The organism is Aquabacterium sp., from assembly GCF_049274795.1.
Classification (GTDB): Bacteria; Pseudomonadota; Gammaproteobacteria; order Burkholderiales; family Burkholderiaceae_C; genus Aquabacterium.
The window spans coordinates 159,332-175,228 of sequence record NZ_JBASTH010000038.1 but is presented as its reverse complement, the minus strand read 5'-3'; the positions used below and the strand labels follow the sequence as shown (position 1 = coordinate 175,228).

The following is a 15,897-nucleotide window of genomic DNA, read 5'->3' as shown; positions in this document are numbered from 1 at the left end:
CTCAAGCGTCGTTGCCGGCGATGATGGACATGACGGCCATGCGCACGGCGATGCCGAAGGTGACCTGCGGGAGGATCACGCTCTGCTTGCCATCGGCCACGGCGGAGTCGATCTCCACGCCACGGTTGATGGGGCCGGGGTGCATGACGATGGCGTCGGGCTTAGCCAGCGCCAGCTTTTCGGGCGTGAGGCCGAACTCCTTGAAGAACTCGCCTGCGCTGGGCAGCATGCCGCCGGACATGCGCTCGTTCTGCAGGCGCAGCATGATCACGACGTCGGCATCGCGGATGCCTTCGGCCATGTCGTGGCACACGCGCACGCCCATCTCACGCAGATCACCGGGCACCAACGTGCGTGGGCCGACCACGCGCACCTCGGGCACGCCCAGGGTGGTCAGCGCGTGGATGTTCGAGCGGGCCACGCGCGAGTGCACGATGTCGCCCACGATGGCCACGGTCAGCTTGGTGAAGTCCTGCTTGTAGTGCCGGATCGTGTACATGTCCAGCAGCGCCTGCGTGGGGTGCGCGTGGCGGCCGTCACCGGCGTTGACCACGTGCACGTGCGGCGCCACGTGCTGGGCGATCAGGTAGGGGGCGCCGGATTCGGCGTGGCGCACCACGAACATGTCGGCGTGCATCGCGCTGAGGTTGGCGATGGTGTCGAGCAGGCTCTCGCCCTTGGAGGCCGACGAGCGCGCGATGTCCAGGTTGATCACGTCGGCGCTCAGGCGCTTGGCCGCGATCTCGAAGGTGGTGCGCGTGCGCGTGCTGTTCTCGAAGAACAGGTTGAAGACGCTCTTGCCGCGCAGCAGCGGGATCTTCTTGACCTCGCGGTCGTTGACGCTCACGAAGGTGCCGGCCGTGTCCAGGATCTGGTGGATCACGTCGCGGGGCAGGCCCTCGGTGCTCAGCAGGTGGATCAGCTCGCCGTGCTTGTTGAGCTGGGGGTTGCGTCGTTGCATCAAACCCTCTCGAATTGGAATGTGAACTGGCCGGTGGCGTCATCGCGTCCCAGGGACACGCGTTCTTCGGCGGGCAGGGTGATGCGCGCGGCCGAGAAGGCCGGCTCGATGGGCAGCTCGCGCCCGCCACGGTCCACCAGCACCACCAGGGTGACGCTGGCCGGGCGGCCGAAATCGAACAGCTCGTTGACCACGGCGCGCGTGGTGCGGCCGGTGTAGAGCACGTCGTCGATCAGCAGGATGTGGCGGCCTTCGATCTCGAAGGGCAGTTGGGTGGCGTCACGCGAGACGGCCATGCCGCGGCGGCTGAAATCGTCGCGGTGCAGGGCCGACGAGATGGTGCCGTGCGGCTCGCTGCGGCCCAAATCTTTGCTGAGGCGCTCGGCCAGCCAGGCGCCGCCGGACCACACACCCACGAGGGCCGTGTCCTGGTCCAGCAGCTTGCGCACGCCCTTGAGCAGGACGTCGTACAGCTGCTCGGCGTCGAGCCTCAGCGAGGGTTGGGAGGTGCTGCTCATGGGGCGGGATCCTCCGATGGAGATGTTGAAGACGCGAGGCCGCGCGCGGCAGTCTCGTCGAAATACTGTTGCAGGATGATGGCGGCCGAGGCCGAATCCAGGTCATCCGGGTCGTCGCGCTCGGCCTCGACGCTGGAGTAGCGCTCGTCGACCTCGTGCACGGGCAGGTGAAAGCGCCCGTTGAGCTGGCGGCCAAAGCGGCGCGCGCGCCGCGTGATCTCGTGCTCGGCCCCATCAGGGTGGAAGGGCACGCCCACCACCAGCGCGTCGGGGCGCCATTCGTCGATCAGCTTCTTGATCTGATTGAAGCGGGCATCGCCCTCGGCCGCGATGGTGCGCAAGGGCTGGGCCTGGCGCAGCAGATCGTTGCCGCAGGCCACGCCCACGCGCTTGAGGCCGTAGTCAAAAGCCAGGAAGGTGGCGCTCACTGGGGGGCCTCCATCCTGGGCATGGCGCGCGCGGCACTCATGCGTGACCGGCCTCGGACGACAGGAAGCCCCGGTCGATGCCCAGCAGGGACAAGGCCCGGTCGTAGCGGTCTTCCACCGGGGTGTCGAAGATGATCTCGCGGTCGGCGGCCACGGTGAGCCAGCCGTTGCGGCCGATCTCTTCTTCCAGCTGGCCGGCGCTCCAGCCCGAATAGCCCAAGGTGATCAGCACCTTGCGAGGGCCGGCGCCATTGGCCATGGCTTCGAGCACATCGCGGGAGGTGGTCATCTCCAGGCCGCCGTCGATCTTGAGGGTGGAGCTGTAGTGGCCGCCTTCCTCATCCAACTGCTCGTGCAGCACGAAGCCGCGCTCGGTCTGCACCGGGCCCCCCAGGTAGACGGGGGTGGAGAGCAGGTCATCACGCTCGAGCACCAGGTCGACCTTCTCGAACAACTGCTGCACGCCGATCTCGATCGGGCGGTTGATGATCAGGCCCAGCGCACCGCGTTCGGTATGCTCACACATGTACACCACCGCCCCTGCGAAATTGCCATCGGACATGCCCGGCATGGCAATCAAGAACTGGTTGGTGAGGTTGATCGGGGGGCTGTCGGACATGGACGGGATTTTAAGTCCTGCGGCGTACCCCTCCGCAGACGATGGAACGCAATGAGTGAACAGATCGACGCTGCCCTGGTCTGGTTTCGACGAGACCTGCGGCACACAGACCATGCGGCGCTGTACCACGCCCTGAAAAATGCCCGCCGGGTGTGGTGCGCCTTCGTGCTGGACACGGACATCCTGGACGCCCTGCCTCGCCAGGACCGTCGGGTGGCCTTCATCCTGGCCAGCCTGACCGAGGTGAACCAGGGCCTGGCGAGCCTCAAGCGCGGCGCCGGCCTGATCGTGCGCCACGGCAGCGCGCCCAGGGAAATCCCGCGACTGGCAGCCGAACTGGGCGTGCAGGCCGTCTACGCCAACCACGACGACGACCCGGCCGCCCTGCAGCGCGACGCCGCCGTGCGCGGCAAGCTGAGCGACCTGGGCGCAGCCCTGTACACCACCAAGGATTGCGTGATCTTCGAGCGCAACGAGGTGCTCACCGGCAACGACACGCCCTACGGCGTCTTCACGCCTTACAAGAACGCCTGGCTGCGCAAGATTGAGCCCTTCTATGTGAAGCCCTACCCGGTTGAGCGGTACGCGGCGCACCTGGCCGCCATCCCGGAAAAGCTCGCCGGAGACAAGCGCGTGCACACGCTGACCGACATCGGCTTCGAGCCTTGCGACGACCTGAAGGTGCCGGCCGGCATGAGCGGCGCCGAAGCCCTGCTCGATGACTTTCTGCCCCGCCTGGACCGCTATGACGAGACGCGGGACTTCCCTGCCGTGAAGGGCCCCAGCTACCTGTCCACTCACCTGCGCTTCGGCACCGTGAGCATCCGCCATCTGGCCGGGCTGGCCTGGGAGCATGGCCAGAAAGGCTCGCGCGGGGCGCAGGTGTGGTTGTCGGAGCTGATCTGGCGCGATTTCTACCATCAGATCCTGTTCCACCACCCGCACGTGGTGGGCCATGCCTACAAGCGCGAGTACGAGCGCATCAAGTGGCGGCGCGGCAAGGAGGCCGAGGCCGACTTCAAGGCCTGGTGCGAGGGCCGCACGGGCTACCCGCTGGTGGACGCGGCCATGCGCCAGATCAACCAGACGGGCTACATGCACAACCGCCTGCGCATGGTGGTGGCCAGCTTCCTGGTGAAGGACCTGGGCATCGACTGGCGACGGGGCGAGGCCTACTTCGCCGAGAAGCTGCTGGATTTCGACCTGGCGGCCAACAACGGCGGGTGGCAGTGGGCGGCATCGACCGGGTGTGATGCGCAGCCGTGGTTCCGGATCTTCAACCCTGTGAACCAGAGCGAGAAGTTCGATCCGCAGGGCAAGTTCATCCGGCGGTATGTGCCGGAGTTGGAAGCGTTGCCGGATCGGGCCTTGCATGCGCCTTGGGCGGCTCGTAGCGACGCGTTGCCTGAGGGGTTCGTGCTGGGTCGTGATTACCCCAAGCCCATTGTGGACCATGATCAGGCGCGCAAGGAGACGCTGGATCGGTATGGGGTGCTGAGAGAGGATGGCAAGGCATCGCCTTCATCTGGCCGCAAAGGGTCGGGTAAATAGCCCTGGGTTTGCGTTTCGTTGTTCTGGCTTTGGGTAGGCCTAACTACACGAAGCACTGCGACTGGCCACCGTCATCCGTCCCATCACCAGTGCGGCGGTCACCACCATCAACGGCAATCAGCGGTGATCAAAGGTGCGCCACAGAGGCATCGCGCCCCCCTTTCAGGCATGCCACCAGCGGGGCGAAACAGGGATGTGGGGTGGGCGGTCGGGCGCCTTGTTGGCGCTGAGAAGCGCAGCGGCGAGGTGGGCATGTGCGCAGCACATGCTTCGTCAACTGACTCGCTGCCCTTGTTTGAACGGAGTGCCCACAGGGCACGCAGTGAGTTGGGCAGCGCCACCTCTCCGCGAGCATCGCAAGGCAGTCCTGCCGCAGGCAGGACCGACAACATTGAAGCCCGGACGACCACCCCACATCCCGCGCCCCGCGCTGCCCGACAAAACGCATCAACCCGATGCATGCAGTAGAGCCGCCAAACGCACCACCACAGCGGCAGCAGCAGCGATGTCAGAACAACTCGACGTCGCCCTCGTGTTTCGCCTCTTCGACGGCACCAGCCGCCACCAGCGCCTCATGGTTCAGCACCCGGTTGCGCCCCTGGCGCTTGGCCTCGTACACCGCATCGTCAGCCCGGGCAAAAGCCGCACTGGGCGTGTCCGAACCCAGCACCTGCGTCATGCCGATGCTGATGGTGACCTGTCCCACCTGCGGGAACGCGTAGTGCGCCATGTTGTGCCGCATGCGTTCAAAGGCTGCAATCGCACCATCCTTCTCATTGCAGCGCAGCATCACCACGAACTCCTCCCCGCCGAAGCGGAACAGGCGGTCGTAGTGGCGGAAAGTCTGACGCATGATGCGCGCCACCAGCACCAGCACCTCGTCGCCGATCAGGTGGCCGAAGCGGTCGTTGACCGACTTGAAGTGATCGATGTCGATCACGCCCAGCCACCAGGTGTCGCCCACCTGCCGGCGACGGTCCTCGTGCTCTTCGGAGATGCCCGCCGTGCGCGGCAGCGAGGCCGCCATGAAGGTGGTGTCGAAGGTCTGGCGGTTGAGCAGCGCGGTCAACGCGTCACGCTGGCTGGAATCGAGCAAGCGCTGGAAGTTGTCGAACACCTTGAGCAGGGTTTCGACCTGACGGATCTCGACAGGCGTCAGGGGCTCAGTGGTCTCGATCTCGATGACGCCGGGCTGGTGTGAGTCGCCCATCAGGGGCAGCAAGGTGATCCAGCCATTGAGCTGCGGCTGCTGGGAGGGTACCTGCAGCACCGATTGCAGTTCCAGCACCTCCTGGCGCAAGGGGTAGGCATCGATCTCCGGCAGGTCGTGCGGATCGATCCAGCCAGGATCGGCGGACAACAGCGTGCCCGGACGCGACACACCGCAATTGAGCCAACGCGGCAATGCGTCCTTGTCCAGCACCACGCGGTACACGCCCGCGCAGCGGGCCTGCATCATCGACCCGAGCGCCTGGGCCAGAGACAGGTCCAGTTGCTCGCGGTCGCGCAGCGCGGTCAGGGAGACCAGGTGCTCTATCGCGCTGTTCATGCCACTCCTGCTAAGGCCAAGGCGGCCGCCCCGCGCGTGGGCGTCCGCCAATACGATCATCCCTGGGCACCCTGCTGCGACAAAGCCGCATGCGTGTAGCGTGCCACCAGGCTGACCAATTCTTCCTCACTGTACGGCTTGCCGAGGTAATGGTTCACACCCAGCTCCGCAGCGTAATCGCGATGTTTCTGGGCGATCCGTGACGTAATCATCACGATCGGCACATCCTTCCAGCGTTCGTCACCCCGCAAGTTGCGCACCAGATCGAAGCCGTCCATGCGCGGCATCTCGATGTCGGAGAGCACGATCAGCGGGATTTCCTCGACCATCTTTTCCAGCGCGTCCAGGCCGTCCTTGGCGAGTGTGACACGGTAGCCTTCACGCGTGAGCAGGCGCTGGGTGACCCGGCGCACAGTGAGGGAATCGTCCACCACCAGCACCAGCGGCGCCGCGGGCGCTTCCAGCGGGGCCTGAATGCGTGGTGCCTGGGCCTGCGCATCACCCTGCCCTGCCACGGCATCGGCCACGCGGGCCTGGCGGGCCCAGGTCTGGGCTTCGTTGCCGTACACGGTGGCCAGGGCCACGGGGTTGTAGATCAGGGCCACGGCGCCCGAGGCCAGCAGCGTCATACCGGCCAGGCCAGGCACGCGCGAGAGCTGTGGGCCCAGGTTCTTAACCACCACATCCTGGTTGCCCAGCACTTCGTCGACGTGCAGGGCCACGCGCTGTTGGGCCGAGCGCACCACCACCACCGGCAGCGTGCGCCCTTCGGCCAGGCCGCGCGCACTGTGCTGCAGCAACGCACCGAACCAGAAGAAGGGCAGCGTCAGGTCCGCATAGGGCATCGTGCCGGTGACGTAGGCGTGTTCGATCTCTTCGGCACGCGCGCGGCGCACCAGCTCGACCAGGTTGGTCGGGATGGAGACGACCAGATCGCCGCAACGCACCATCACCACCTTGGTCACAGCAGTGGTCAGCGGCAGGATCAGCTTGAAGCTGGTGCCCTGCCCCGCCGCCGTGGCGGTTTCGATGCGGCCGCCCATGGCGTTCACGTCGGCACGGACCACGTCCATGCCAATGCCACGGCCGGCCAGTTCGGTCACGGCCTCCGCAGTGGAGAAGCCGGGCGTGAAGATCAGCTGCGACAACTCGGCCTCGGTGGCTTCTACGCCCGGAGCCAGCAGGCCCTGAGCCTCGGCCTTGGCGCGGATGCGCGACAGATCCAGGCCCGCGCCATCGTCGCGGAACTCGATGGCCACTTCATTGCCTTCCTGATGCACGGCTACGATCACGGTGCCCGTGGGGTCCTTGCTCTGGGCCTGGCGCGTGGCCGGATCCTCGATGCCGTGGGTGACGCTGTTGCGCAGCAGGTGCTCGAAGGCGCCGGCCATGCGGTCCAGCACGCCACGGTCAACCTCGGTATGGCCGCCGACCAGGTCCAGGCGCACCTGCTTGCCGGTTTCCTTGGCGGCTTGGCGCACGACGCGGTACAGACGGTCGGACAGGCCTTCGAACTCCACCATGCGCGTGCGCAGCAGGTCGTCCTGCAGATCACGCGTGAGACGGGACTGGGCGGCCAACTGGTCTTCGGCCGATTCAAGGTTGCGGATCAGGCCGCGCTGCACGGTGGCCACGTCGTTCACCGACTCGGCCATCATGCGGGTGAGTTCCTGGAAGCGCGTGTAGCGGTCGAACTCCAGCGGATCGAAGTTCTGCTGCTGGGCCCGCGCCGCTTCCATGCGGGTGCTCAGCTGTGTCTCGGCCTGCAGTTCGATGTCACGCAGTTGCTGGCGCAGGCGGTCCAGGTTCTCGGTGAGATCGCCCACCGAGCCACGCATCTGCTGCATCTGCGCCGACAGGCGCGTGCGCGCGATGGACACCTCGCCCGCATGGTTGACCAGGCGGTCGAGCAGGCGCGGACGCACGCGCACCGCTGCAATGCTGGACGCGGTGGCCGCTTCGGCACCGGCCTGGGCACCGCCGGGCTGGAAGTCTGCGCGCACCCTGGACCAGTCGATCGGCGTGACGCTGGATGAAGGCGCATCGCCCGGCACCGGCGCCACAGCCTGCTGTGCTGGCGCGACCTGGGCGGATGGCAAAGCGGCCAGTTCGCTGTCGGTCGCCTTGGGCACGGCACCAGATACAGCCTCAGGCTGATCCTGGGCGCTGGCAGCCACCAGCGATGCCGGGCGCTGGGCCAGGTCCTGCTGGGTGCTCTGATCACGCTTTTGCAGCGATTCGAAGACCTCGGCCAGCACGTCGCCACGGGCCTCCAGCGGCTCCAGGTCAACGGCCTGGATATGGTCGCTGGCGATCAGCCGCTCGATGGCCGATTCCATGCGGTGCGCCAGTTCGCCCAGACGCATGGCCCCGGCCAGTCGTGCACCGCCCTTGAAGGTGTGCAGCGTGCGCATGCAGGCATCGGCCAGATCACGGCGCTGCGGGTGCTGCACCCACTGGCGCATGTCGGCGGCCAACTGGGGCAGCAGCTCCAGGGCTTCTTCTTCGAAGATGGGGAAGAGGTCGGCATCGATGGCATCGACGGCCTCGATGTCGGCATCGGCGCCCAGGTCCACATCGGTGCCGACGGCGCGCACCAGGTGCTCGCTGGCGGGCTGCTCGGGCAAGGGCTCGAAGGGCTTGACCTCGGGCAGGCCCAGCGTGATGGCAGGCGTCACCACGGAAGGCGCAAAGTCCTCGGCGGGCGTATCCAGCACGGGCTCCGCGCTCACCTGGGCGGCTTCGGGCTCTGGCAGCGGCTCATCAGCGGCAGGCTCGATGGCGAGATCGATGGAAGCGTCGTCCAGCGGCTGTGCCAGCGCAGACTCGTCAACGGTGACCTGGACAGCATCGTCGCCAGCAAGCGACTGAGGCGCCTCGGCGCTCTCGCCCGTCAACTCGGGGTTTTCGTCTTCAGCGCGAACCAAACGCAGGTGCTGGCGGGCAGCCACGTCCGCGCGCAAGGGCTCGGGCGGCTCGTAGTGCTCCAGGCGGTGCAGCAGTTCTTCGTTCGGCGACTTGAGGAAGCCCGCGGCGAACTGGTGCAGCAGGCGGCGGATTTCTTCGGCCGCATCGTTGAACAACGCGGCCGAGGCCTCGTCGCCACGGCCAGCGCTTTGCGAGCGGGCCAGGGCATGTTCCAGCGCACGCGCCAGGCGCGACAGCTCGGTATAGCCCACCGTGCCGGAGTTACCGGCCAGCGAATGCGCCAGCGCCACGGCCTCGTCACTGACGGGCAGCTGCCATTCCAGCGCCCATTCGCCCAGCTGCATGCTCAGGCGGCGCGATTGCTCATCGGCCTCGTTGAGGTAGATGTTGAACAGCGGGATGCTGATGCGCAGCGGGCCGATCACCTTGACCTGATCATCGTCGCTCAGGTCGGTTTCGGCGATAGGCTCTGGTGATGGCTCAGCCAAGGACACCGACGACAAGTCGAGCGACAGCTCAGCGGGGGCTTGCGAGTCATCGGGCAGCGTGAACACATCCGGCTCGGGCAGGCTCAGATCGGCACCGGCCTCGATCACTTCGATGCTGTCCAGCGGCAGCTCGGCCAGTTCATGCAACTCCGGCAGTGCCATGTCAGCGACGGGGTGTGCAGAATCGCCCTGCGTCAAAGCAGCGTCAGGCGATGCCTCAGGCACGTCCAGCACGGGCGGCGCAGTGTCCTCGAACGCTGGCGGCGCCATATCCAGGAAGGGCTGCGGAGCCTCGGGCACAAGGGTCTCGATAGCAGCGGCAGCAGGCGCCTCACGGAAGGCCTCGTCCTCCTTGAGGTCCAGCACGATGAGGTCAAGCGCCTCTTCGAGCAGGGGCGGCGCTTCGATGGGATCGCCCGCATGCGCAGGCAACTCGACCTCGGGCGGCGACAGCACGTCGGCCACCGTTTCATCCAGGGGCGGAGGCTCGTTCTTGGCGGCGGCCGCTGCCAGGGCCTGGGCCTCGGCTTCGCGGGACACGGCATCGTCGTCGACCAGGGACACCTCGATCAGATCGATCTCGGCGGGCAGTTCGCCGGACTCGATGCGCAGTTCAGGCTCAGACGCCACTGGCTCGGCAGCCGGCTCGGCGGCTTCCGCGATCTGTACAGCCTCGGCCACAGGCAGATCGGCCGTGGCGTCGACAGGCGCTTGCACCGACAAAGCCGGTTCGATGGGCTCGATGACATCGGCCAGCGCGGCAGGCTCCGGCTCAGCCGGCTCAGCGATCGCCGCCGACGCCACCGACAACCGGTCCGGCGGCACCACGGCCTCACGCCGGTTGTGCAGACGCAGTGCCTCGGCCGCCTGCACCAAACTGGCGGGCGACCAGCCCTGGGCCTGGCGGGCTGCGATGGCGTCCACCCAGCGCTCCAGATGGGTCAGCGCCTCGATGCTCAGGCCCATCAGTTCATCGTTGGCGGGGTTCTGCGAGGCCAGCCAGGCGTTGTAGAGCTGCTCGAAGCCCCAGGCGGCATCGCCGAAATCGCCCAGGCCCACCATGCGCGAGCTGCCCTTGAGCGTGTGGAAGGCGCGGCGCACCGTGGTGAGCAAGGTCACGTCATCAGGCTGGCGCGACAGGCCGGCCAGGGCCGTGCGGGCATCGCCGATCACCTCGCGCGCCTCTTCGATGAAGATGTCGCGCATCTCATCGTCTTCTTCCAGGCCGGTGGCCTCGGGCGCAGCGGGCTTCTCTGGCACCAGCGGCGCCTGCGGCACGGGCTCGGGCAACAGGTCGATGGGCTCGTCGACACCGACCGGCTCGGTCACGGACTGCACGAAATCGTTGAGTGCGGCCACGGCTTCGTCACGGGCCTGCTGCTGCTCGGACTGGTCGTCGGTGGCGGCGGCGCGGTCCAGCGCGGCCTGGGCGTTGGCCAGGCTGGCAGCGAGCGAAGGCTGGTCCTGCACCAGCGGCGTGTCGGCCAGGTGCTGGATCTCGTCGGACAGGGTGGCCAGGGGCACGTCTTCGCGCCCGACGGATTCGGCCAGCGTCTCGGCCACTTCCTGGGTGCGCACGCGCTCGACCTGCTCGGCCGGGCGGGCCATCACCTCGATGGGATCGACATCAGGCTGAGGCTGCGGTGCGCGACCCATGATGGGCGAGAGCACGCCCGTGTCGGCATTGAACACGAACAGGTTCTTGGCCAGGCCGGGCTGCACCGCCAGCATGTCCACCAGGAAGCCGACGGCCCCCAGGTTGGAGGCCAGCCGGTCATGCACGCCGCTGTGCGCGGCCTGCAACAGATCAGCGCCCGGGGCCAGCAGGGATTCGACATCGCCGCGCATGCGCGAGACGGCCTGCGCCGCCGCGTCCAGGCCCAGCACGGCCAGCACACCCTTCATGGACTGCAGCTGCGAAGGCACCTCGACCAGCGGCGTCACGTGCTCATGGTCACGGAAGAACTGATCGATGCGCTTTTCGGCCTCGCCCAGGGAACTGCGCAACTCCTGCACCACACTGCCAATGGTCTGACGATCAGACACGTGGCGGTACAGCGCTTCCATCCAGGGCTCGAGCGGCTCGGCGGGCTGGCCAGCCAGCACGGCCTGCAGACGCTGCGCCAGGCGCTGCGCGCGCTGGCGCTCTTGCGGGTGTTCGAACTCGGCCTCGTCCAGCGAGGCTTCGAGGTACAGGAGGCTGGTGGCCACTTCCATGGCGGCCGATGCCTCGGGTGCCGCACCCGACTTGACCGTGCCGTCGGCCGCGGCCAGCAGGGCCGTGCCCAGGGCTTCGCCATCGGGGTACAGGCGCCGGATCGAATCGGCCACCAGCGAGAAAGGCTCGTGCAGGCCGCTCAGGCGCAGCAACTCGCCACCGGCCACGGACGACCAGGCCTCCTTGGCCGACGCCACACGCTTGACGGCCTGGGCCACCCACGCCGGATCAAAACGCCCCAGCGCCGACTGGACCAGGTCCACCGGCTCATGCCCGCCCAGTCGGAAGGCCTCTCGCAGGCGGTCCAGCACCCCGCCAGCCGGCGACGCAGCCGATGCGGCAGGCTCGGCCTGCGCACAGAAGAACAGCAGCTCATGCGCCAGCCGATCGGACGGCATGCCGGGCTGGCGTGCCAGCGTACGCAGTTGACTCAAAAGAGCCGACAGCACGCGCTTCACATGCAGGCTCAGCGGCAGGCGCCCTTCAGCCAGGGCCTCCAGGAAGCCGCAGGCCAGCACCCAGGTGGCGGCCTCACGGTGGGCCTGGCGGCCCTCGGCATCAGCGGCCAGTTGGCCACACAGCTCGACCAGCGGCCGCGCCTGGGACACCGGCGCGCCCTTGAGCAGCTGCAGCAAGGTGGTCTCGAACGCGGCCACCGCTTGGGCATCCACCCCGCGCGGCGTGGCGTCGGCCGGCGCGGCCAGCGGCACATCCAGCGACAGCGGCGGCCATTCCTGCACCCACAGGTCCGAAGGGCGGGCCAGCTCGGAGCCCGACAAGGCCATCAGCGCCTCGTACTGCGGGAACAGCGCCAGCGCCGACACCTGCTTGCCCGCCAGGCGGCGGCGCATCAGGTCTAGCAGCGCGAACGACGCGGCCTCCACGGCCTCGATGGCCTGGGCATTGATGGATTGCGGGCGCGCGACGATCTTCTGCACCACGGCCTCGCTGGCGCGCAGCAGCATGGCACCGGCCGGCAAGCCGGCCAGCTCCAGCGCCCCCACGCCCTGGTGGATCTGCTGGCGGGCGGTGCGCAGCACGGCCGGATCCAGCGCATCCACATCCGAGAAGCCGGTGGCCTCGGCCTCCTTGAGGCAGCGGTGCAGGGATTTGTGCGCGGCCTCCAGCGACTTGCGGACTTCATCGTGCACCCAGGCCAGGGCACTGAGGTCGTCCGACACGGGAGAGGCTTGCGGGCTGTCCATCAGATCGTCCATCGAAGGGTTCGTCCAGGGGGCGGTCGTCGGCGTGCGTCAGCAGGCTCAGGCGATCTTGAAACGGGCCACCGATTGCTGCAACTCATCGGCGGTCTTGGACAGCTCGCGCACCAGTTGGGCGGTCGAGCGCGTGCCATCACCGGTCTGCTCGGTCACGGCGAAGATGTGCTGGATGTTGGCCACCACCACGTTGGCCGATTCGGCCTCACGCAGCGCCTGCGAGGAGATCTCCTGAATCAGCTCGGCCAGTTGGCGCGACACGCGGTCGATGTCGTTCAGCGCCGCACCGGCCGCATCGGACAGGTGAGCCCCTTCCACCACCTTCTGCGTGGAGCGCTCCATGGCGCCCACCGCATCCTGCGTATCGGTCTGAATGGTACGCACCAGCGCCGCGATCTGCTTGGTCGCGTCGCCCGAACGTTCAGCCAGACGCTGCACTTCCTCGGCCACCACGGAGAAGCCGCGGCCCGCTTCACCGGCGGAGGCCGCCTGGATGGCAGCGTTCAGCGCCAGCACGTTGGTCTGTTCGGTAATGTCGGAGATCAGCTCGGTGATTTCGCCGATCTCCTGCGAGGATTCACCCAGCCGCTTGATGCGCTTGGAGGTTTCCTGGATCTGCTCGCGGATCGTGTTCATGCCGCCGATGGCGTCCTGCACGGCCTTCAGGCCCGAATCCGCGGCGCTCAGCGATTGGCGTGCCACCTCGGCGGAGTGCTGGGCCTGGGCCGACACTTCGTTGATTCGGCCCGCCATGTTCAGCACGGATTCGCCGGTTTCGCGGATCTCGCGCAGTTGCTCGTCGGAAGCGGCCAGCAGCTCGGTCGACGTGGCTTCCACCTGACCTGTGGTGTCCGACACCCGCGACACCGTGCCCTGCACCTGGGCCACCAGCGTGCGCAGCTCTTCCACCGTGAAGTTCACCGAGTCGGCGATGGCGCCGGTGATGTCTTCCGTCACCGTGGCCTGCTGTGTCAGGTCGCCTTCAGCCACCATCTGCAGTTCGTTCATCAAGCGCAGAATGGCCGCCTGGTTGGCGTCGTTCACGCGCTTGGCTTCGTGCTCCTGCCGCTCGGCCTGTTGGCGCTGGAACTCAGCCACTTGCGCACGATGACGCTGCTCGGCCAGGTAGACGTTGACCAGGCCGTAACCGGCCGCACCGGCCAGCGCCAGGAACACCAGCAGCAGGGCCACGTTGACACCACCAATGCCGGCGCCTTCGGCCAGTTGCTTCTGGGCCTGCTCCAGGCCCTTGCGCAGCGGTTCGCTGTCATCGACGATGCTGACCTGCGCATCACGCGCGGCCACCAGGCCCTGCAGCGAGCCCAGGATGTAGCTGGACTGCGTGCGCATCTCTTCGAACAGGGCCAGCAGCGCTTCGAGCTGCTCGCGCACCTCCGGGTCACGCGTGCCGGGCAGGCGCAGTTCGGCATTGCCCTTGGTCAGGCCCTCGGCCAGTTCCTTGAAGGAGTTCAAATCCTTGCCCAGCAGGAACACGGCCTCGGTGGACACGCCTTCCACGGTCAGGAACTCGTTGGCGGATTTGCCGATCCGCTGCGTCAGCATCACCAGCTGGTTCAGCGCCTTGAGCTCATCGGGCGTCACGCCGCCCTTCTCGATCTTGGTGGTGGCGATGCTCTCGGCCAAGTCCAGCAGGTCCGACGAGTGGCCGTTGACCTCGCGCAGCGAGGTGCTCACCTTGGTCAGCACGTCCTTCTGCTTGAGCACGAAGCCGGCGTTCTTCTCGGCGCGGTCCACAAAGGGCAGCAAGGGCGTGATCACGCTCTGCACGCCAGTGGGCGCCGCGGAAATGCCCAGGGCCGCATCGCCCTGCGTCAGGCCCCGCACATTGGCCGCCAGCACCTTGGCCGAGTCGGCCACTTCATCGAAGGACTGCGCCCGGCCCACCAGGGCCTGCGACACCGATTTGGCCAGACGCTGCGACTGCATCAGCGCCTGACCGGTGGCCGCGGCCTGCGTGGCACGGCGGTCGGCGGCGTTCACCGCGAAGATGGCGCTGGCCACCAGGCCGATCACCCCCAGCACCACCCCGCCCACCAGCAGGCGCTGCTGGCGCTCCAGGGGCTGCTGCCCGATCAGCGGCAGGCTGGTCTTGGGCTCGGGGGGCAGTTGGTCGCCCAGCAGATCGAGCTCGGGCTTGAGCCTGGTGTCGTGGTAATCGGCCGGGAACTCGGAGGGCGCTGCCTCGGAGATGATGGATTCTTCCTGCACCGAGGTGGTGGGCAGGCCCGAATGGGCGGTCTGCGTGTCCACCGTCTGGGCGCCATTGGCCGTCACCAGGCCATCGGCCACCAGCGCGTCGGGCTGGACTTCGTCCTCGTCGCGCGACTTGCCCAGATCCTTGATACGGCTCAGAAAGCTCATTGCTAGGTGCTCCAGTGATTCTTCAGATCCCGAGGGTGCGGCAGGCCGTCAGGCCCCTCATGCCGCCACCTTCAGGAAGGCCTCGTCCGAGGCCAGTGCGGCGAGATTGAGTTCGTACCAGGGGCGTCCCTGGGCATCGGCCAGTTCGGCCGTGATGAAGTGCGGGCGCCCCGCCGTGGTGGCCGGGGCTTCGCTCATGTCCTGCGGGCGCCGCAGGCCCAGCAGGCGGTCGATGAGCAGCGCCGAGTTCAGTTGCAGCGACGCGTTGAACGCCACCAGCCGGCCCGCGTCCTTGCTGGCCAGATCCAGCGGCGAGGCCGGGCGCGCCGGCAGCCCGATGAAGGCAGCCAGGTCGATGACGCCATGCAACTGGCCGCGCAGGTTGGCCACGCCCAGGAACCAGGGCTGGCTGTGCGGCACGGCCTGCAGCCCGACCAGCGAGAATATCTCGCCAGCCTGCTCCAGCGGCAGCAGGAACCCGTGGCAGCCGGCTTCCACCGCCAGCCAGCTGCGCGTGGGCGCGCTTTCGCGTGCCAGGCGCAGGCGTTCGGCCAGCCGCTGTTGCAGCTCGCGCAATGCTTCCTTGTTGGCCATGTCGTCGATGCCCCTCCCGTGGCGCGGCGCTCAGTTGTGCTCTCAGCCGAAGGCTTTGATCTTGGACAAGAGCTCTTCGGGGTTGACGGGCTTGACCACGTAGTCCTTCGCGCCCTGGCGCAGGCCCCACACGCGGTCGGTCTCCTGGTTCTTGCTGGAGCAGATGATCACGGGGATATCGGCGTACAGCGGATCGCGCGTGATGGCGCGGGTCAGCTGGAAGCCGTTCTGGCCGGGCATCACCACGTCCATCAGGATCAGGTCGGCGCGGTCTTCCTGCAGGCGCTTGAGCGCGTCCTCGCCGTTCTCGGCGGTGCGCACCTGGTAGCCGCGCTTGGTCAGCAGCTCGGACAGCACGTGCAGTTCGGTCTTGGAATCGTCGACCAACAAAATCTTCTGAATCGGCATGTTTCTACATCCTTGGGATTCTTCAGGCGCTCGAAC

At 67.4% G+C, this 15,897-nt stretch carries 10 protein-coding genes; 1 reads left to right on the top strand and 9 read right to left on the bottom strand.

What is annotated here, in order from left to right:
- Nucleotide 1: 1 nt before the first annotated feature.
- The 4 genes from WAQ08_RS06735 to WAQ08_RS06720 are packed head-to-tail and all read right to left on the bottom strand — an operon-like array spanning nt 2 to nt 2,526.
- Entirely contained in the window at nt 2-964 is a 963-nt protein-coding gene (locus WAQ08_RS06735; protein WP_422190247.1) for an aspartate carbamoyltransferase catalytic subunit, read from the bottom strand.
- Nucleotides 961-1,479 carry a bifunctional pyr operon transcriptional regulator/uracil phosphoribosyltransferase PyrR gene (gene pyrR / locus WAQ08_RS06730; RefSeq protein ID WP_422190245.1) on the bottom strand — a complete coding sequence of 173 codons (519 nt, stop codon included), beginning with the start codon at nt 1,477-1,479 and terminating at the stop codon, nt 961-963. Before pyrR ends, WAQ08_RS06735 begins: the two co-directional genes overlap by 4 nt.
- A complete protein-coding gene (ruvX, locus tag WAQ08_RS06725; RefSeq protein WP_422190243.1) occupies nt 1,476-1,907 on the bottom strand; it encodes a Holliday junction resolvase RuvX in 432 nt (143 codons plus the stop codon). The genes pyrR and ruvX overlap by 4 nt, the downstream gene beginning before the upstream one ends.
- A gap of 37 nt (nt 1,908-1,944) precedes the next feature.
- A complete protein-coding gene (locus WAQ08_RS06720) occupies nt 1,945-2,526 on the bottom strand; it encodes a YqgE/AlgH family protein (protein WP_422190241.1) in 582 nt (193 codons plus the stop codon).
- A 51-nt stretch (nt 2,527-2,577) separates the two neighbouring features.
- On the opposite strand from WAQ08_RS06720, the gene WAQ08_RS06715 reads away from it, so the two are divergent.
- Nucleotides 2,578-4,077, top strand: coding sequence for a cryptochrome/photolyase family protein (locus tag WAQ08_RS06715; RefSeq protein ID WP_422190239.1), 1,500 nt, complete (start codon nt 2,578-2,580; stop codon nt 4,075-4,077).
- A gap of 508 nt (nt 4,078-4,585) precedes the next feature.
- Here the strand turns inward: WAQ08_RS06715 and WAQ08_RS06710 are convergent.
- Genes WAQ08_RS06710 through WAQ08_RS06690 form a run of 5 tightly spaced genes read right to left on the bottom strand, consistent with a single transcriptional unit; the run spans nt 4,586 to nt 15,861 of the window.
- The gene (locus WAQ08_RS06710) at nt 4,586-5,626 is read right to left on the bottom strand and encodes a GGDEF domain-containing protein (RefSeq protein WP_422190237.1); all 1,041 of its coding nucleotides are present in this window, start codon (nt 5,624-5,626) and stop codon (nt 4,586-4,588) included.
- Between the two features lie 56 nt (nt 5,627-5,682).
- Nucleotides 5,683-12,465 (bottom strand): Hpt domain-containing protein, encoded by a 6,783-nt coding sequence (locus WAQ08_RS06705; RefSeq protein ID WP_422190235.1) that lies wholly within the window; start codon nt 12,463-12,465, stop codon nt 5,683-5,685.
- A 57-nt stretch (nt 12,466-12,522) separates the two neighbouring features.
- Nucleotides 12,523-14,859: a methyl-accepting chemotaxis protein gene (locus tag WAQ08_RS06700; RefSeq protein WP_422190233.1), complete on the bottom strand. Its 2,337-nt coding sequence runs from the start codon at nt 14,857-14,859 to the stop codon at nt 12,523-12,525.
- 57 nt (nt 14,860-14,916) lie between these two features.
- Nucleotides 14,917-15,453, bottom strand: coding sequence for a chemotaxis protein CheW (locus WAQ08_RS06695; RefSeq protein ID WP_422190231.1), 537 nt, complete (start codon nt 15,451-15,453; stop codon nt 14,917-14,919).
- Between the two features lie 42 nt (nt 15,454-15,495).
- Nucleotides 15,496-15,861 carry a response regulator gene (locus WAQ08_RS06690; protein ID WP_422190229.1) on the bottom strand — a complete coding sequence of 122 codons (366 nt, stop codon included), beginning with the start codon at nt 15,859-15,861 and terminating at the stop codon, nt 15,496-15,498.
- Nucleotides 15,862-15,897 lie beyond the last annotated feature (36 nt).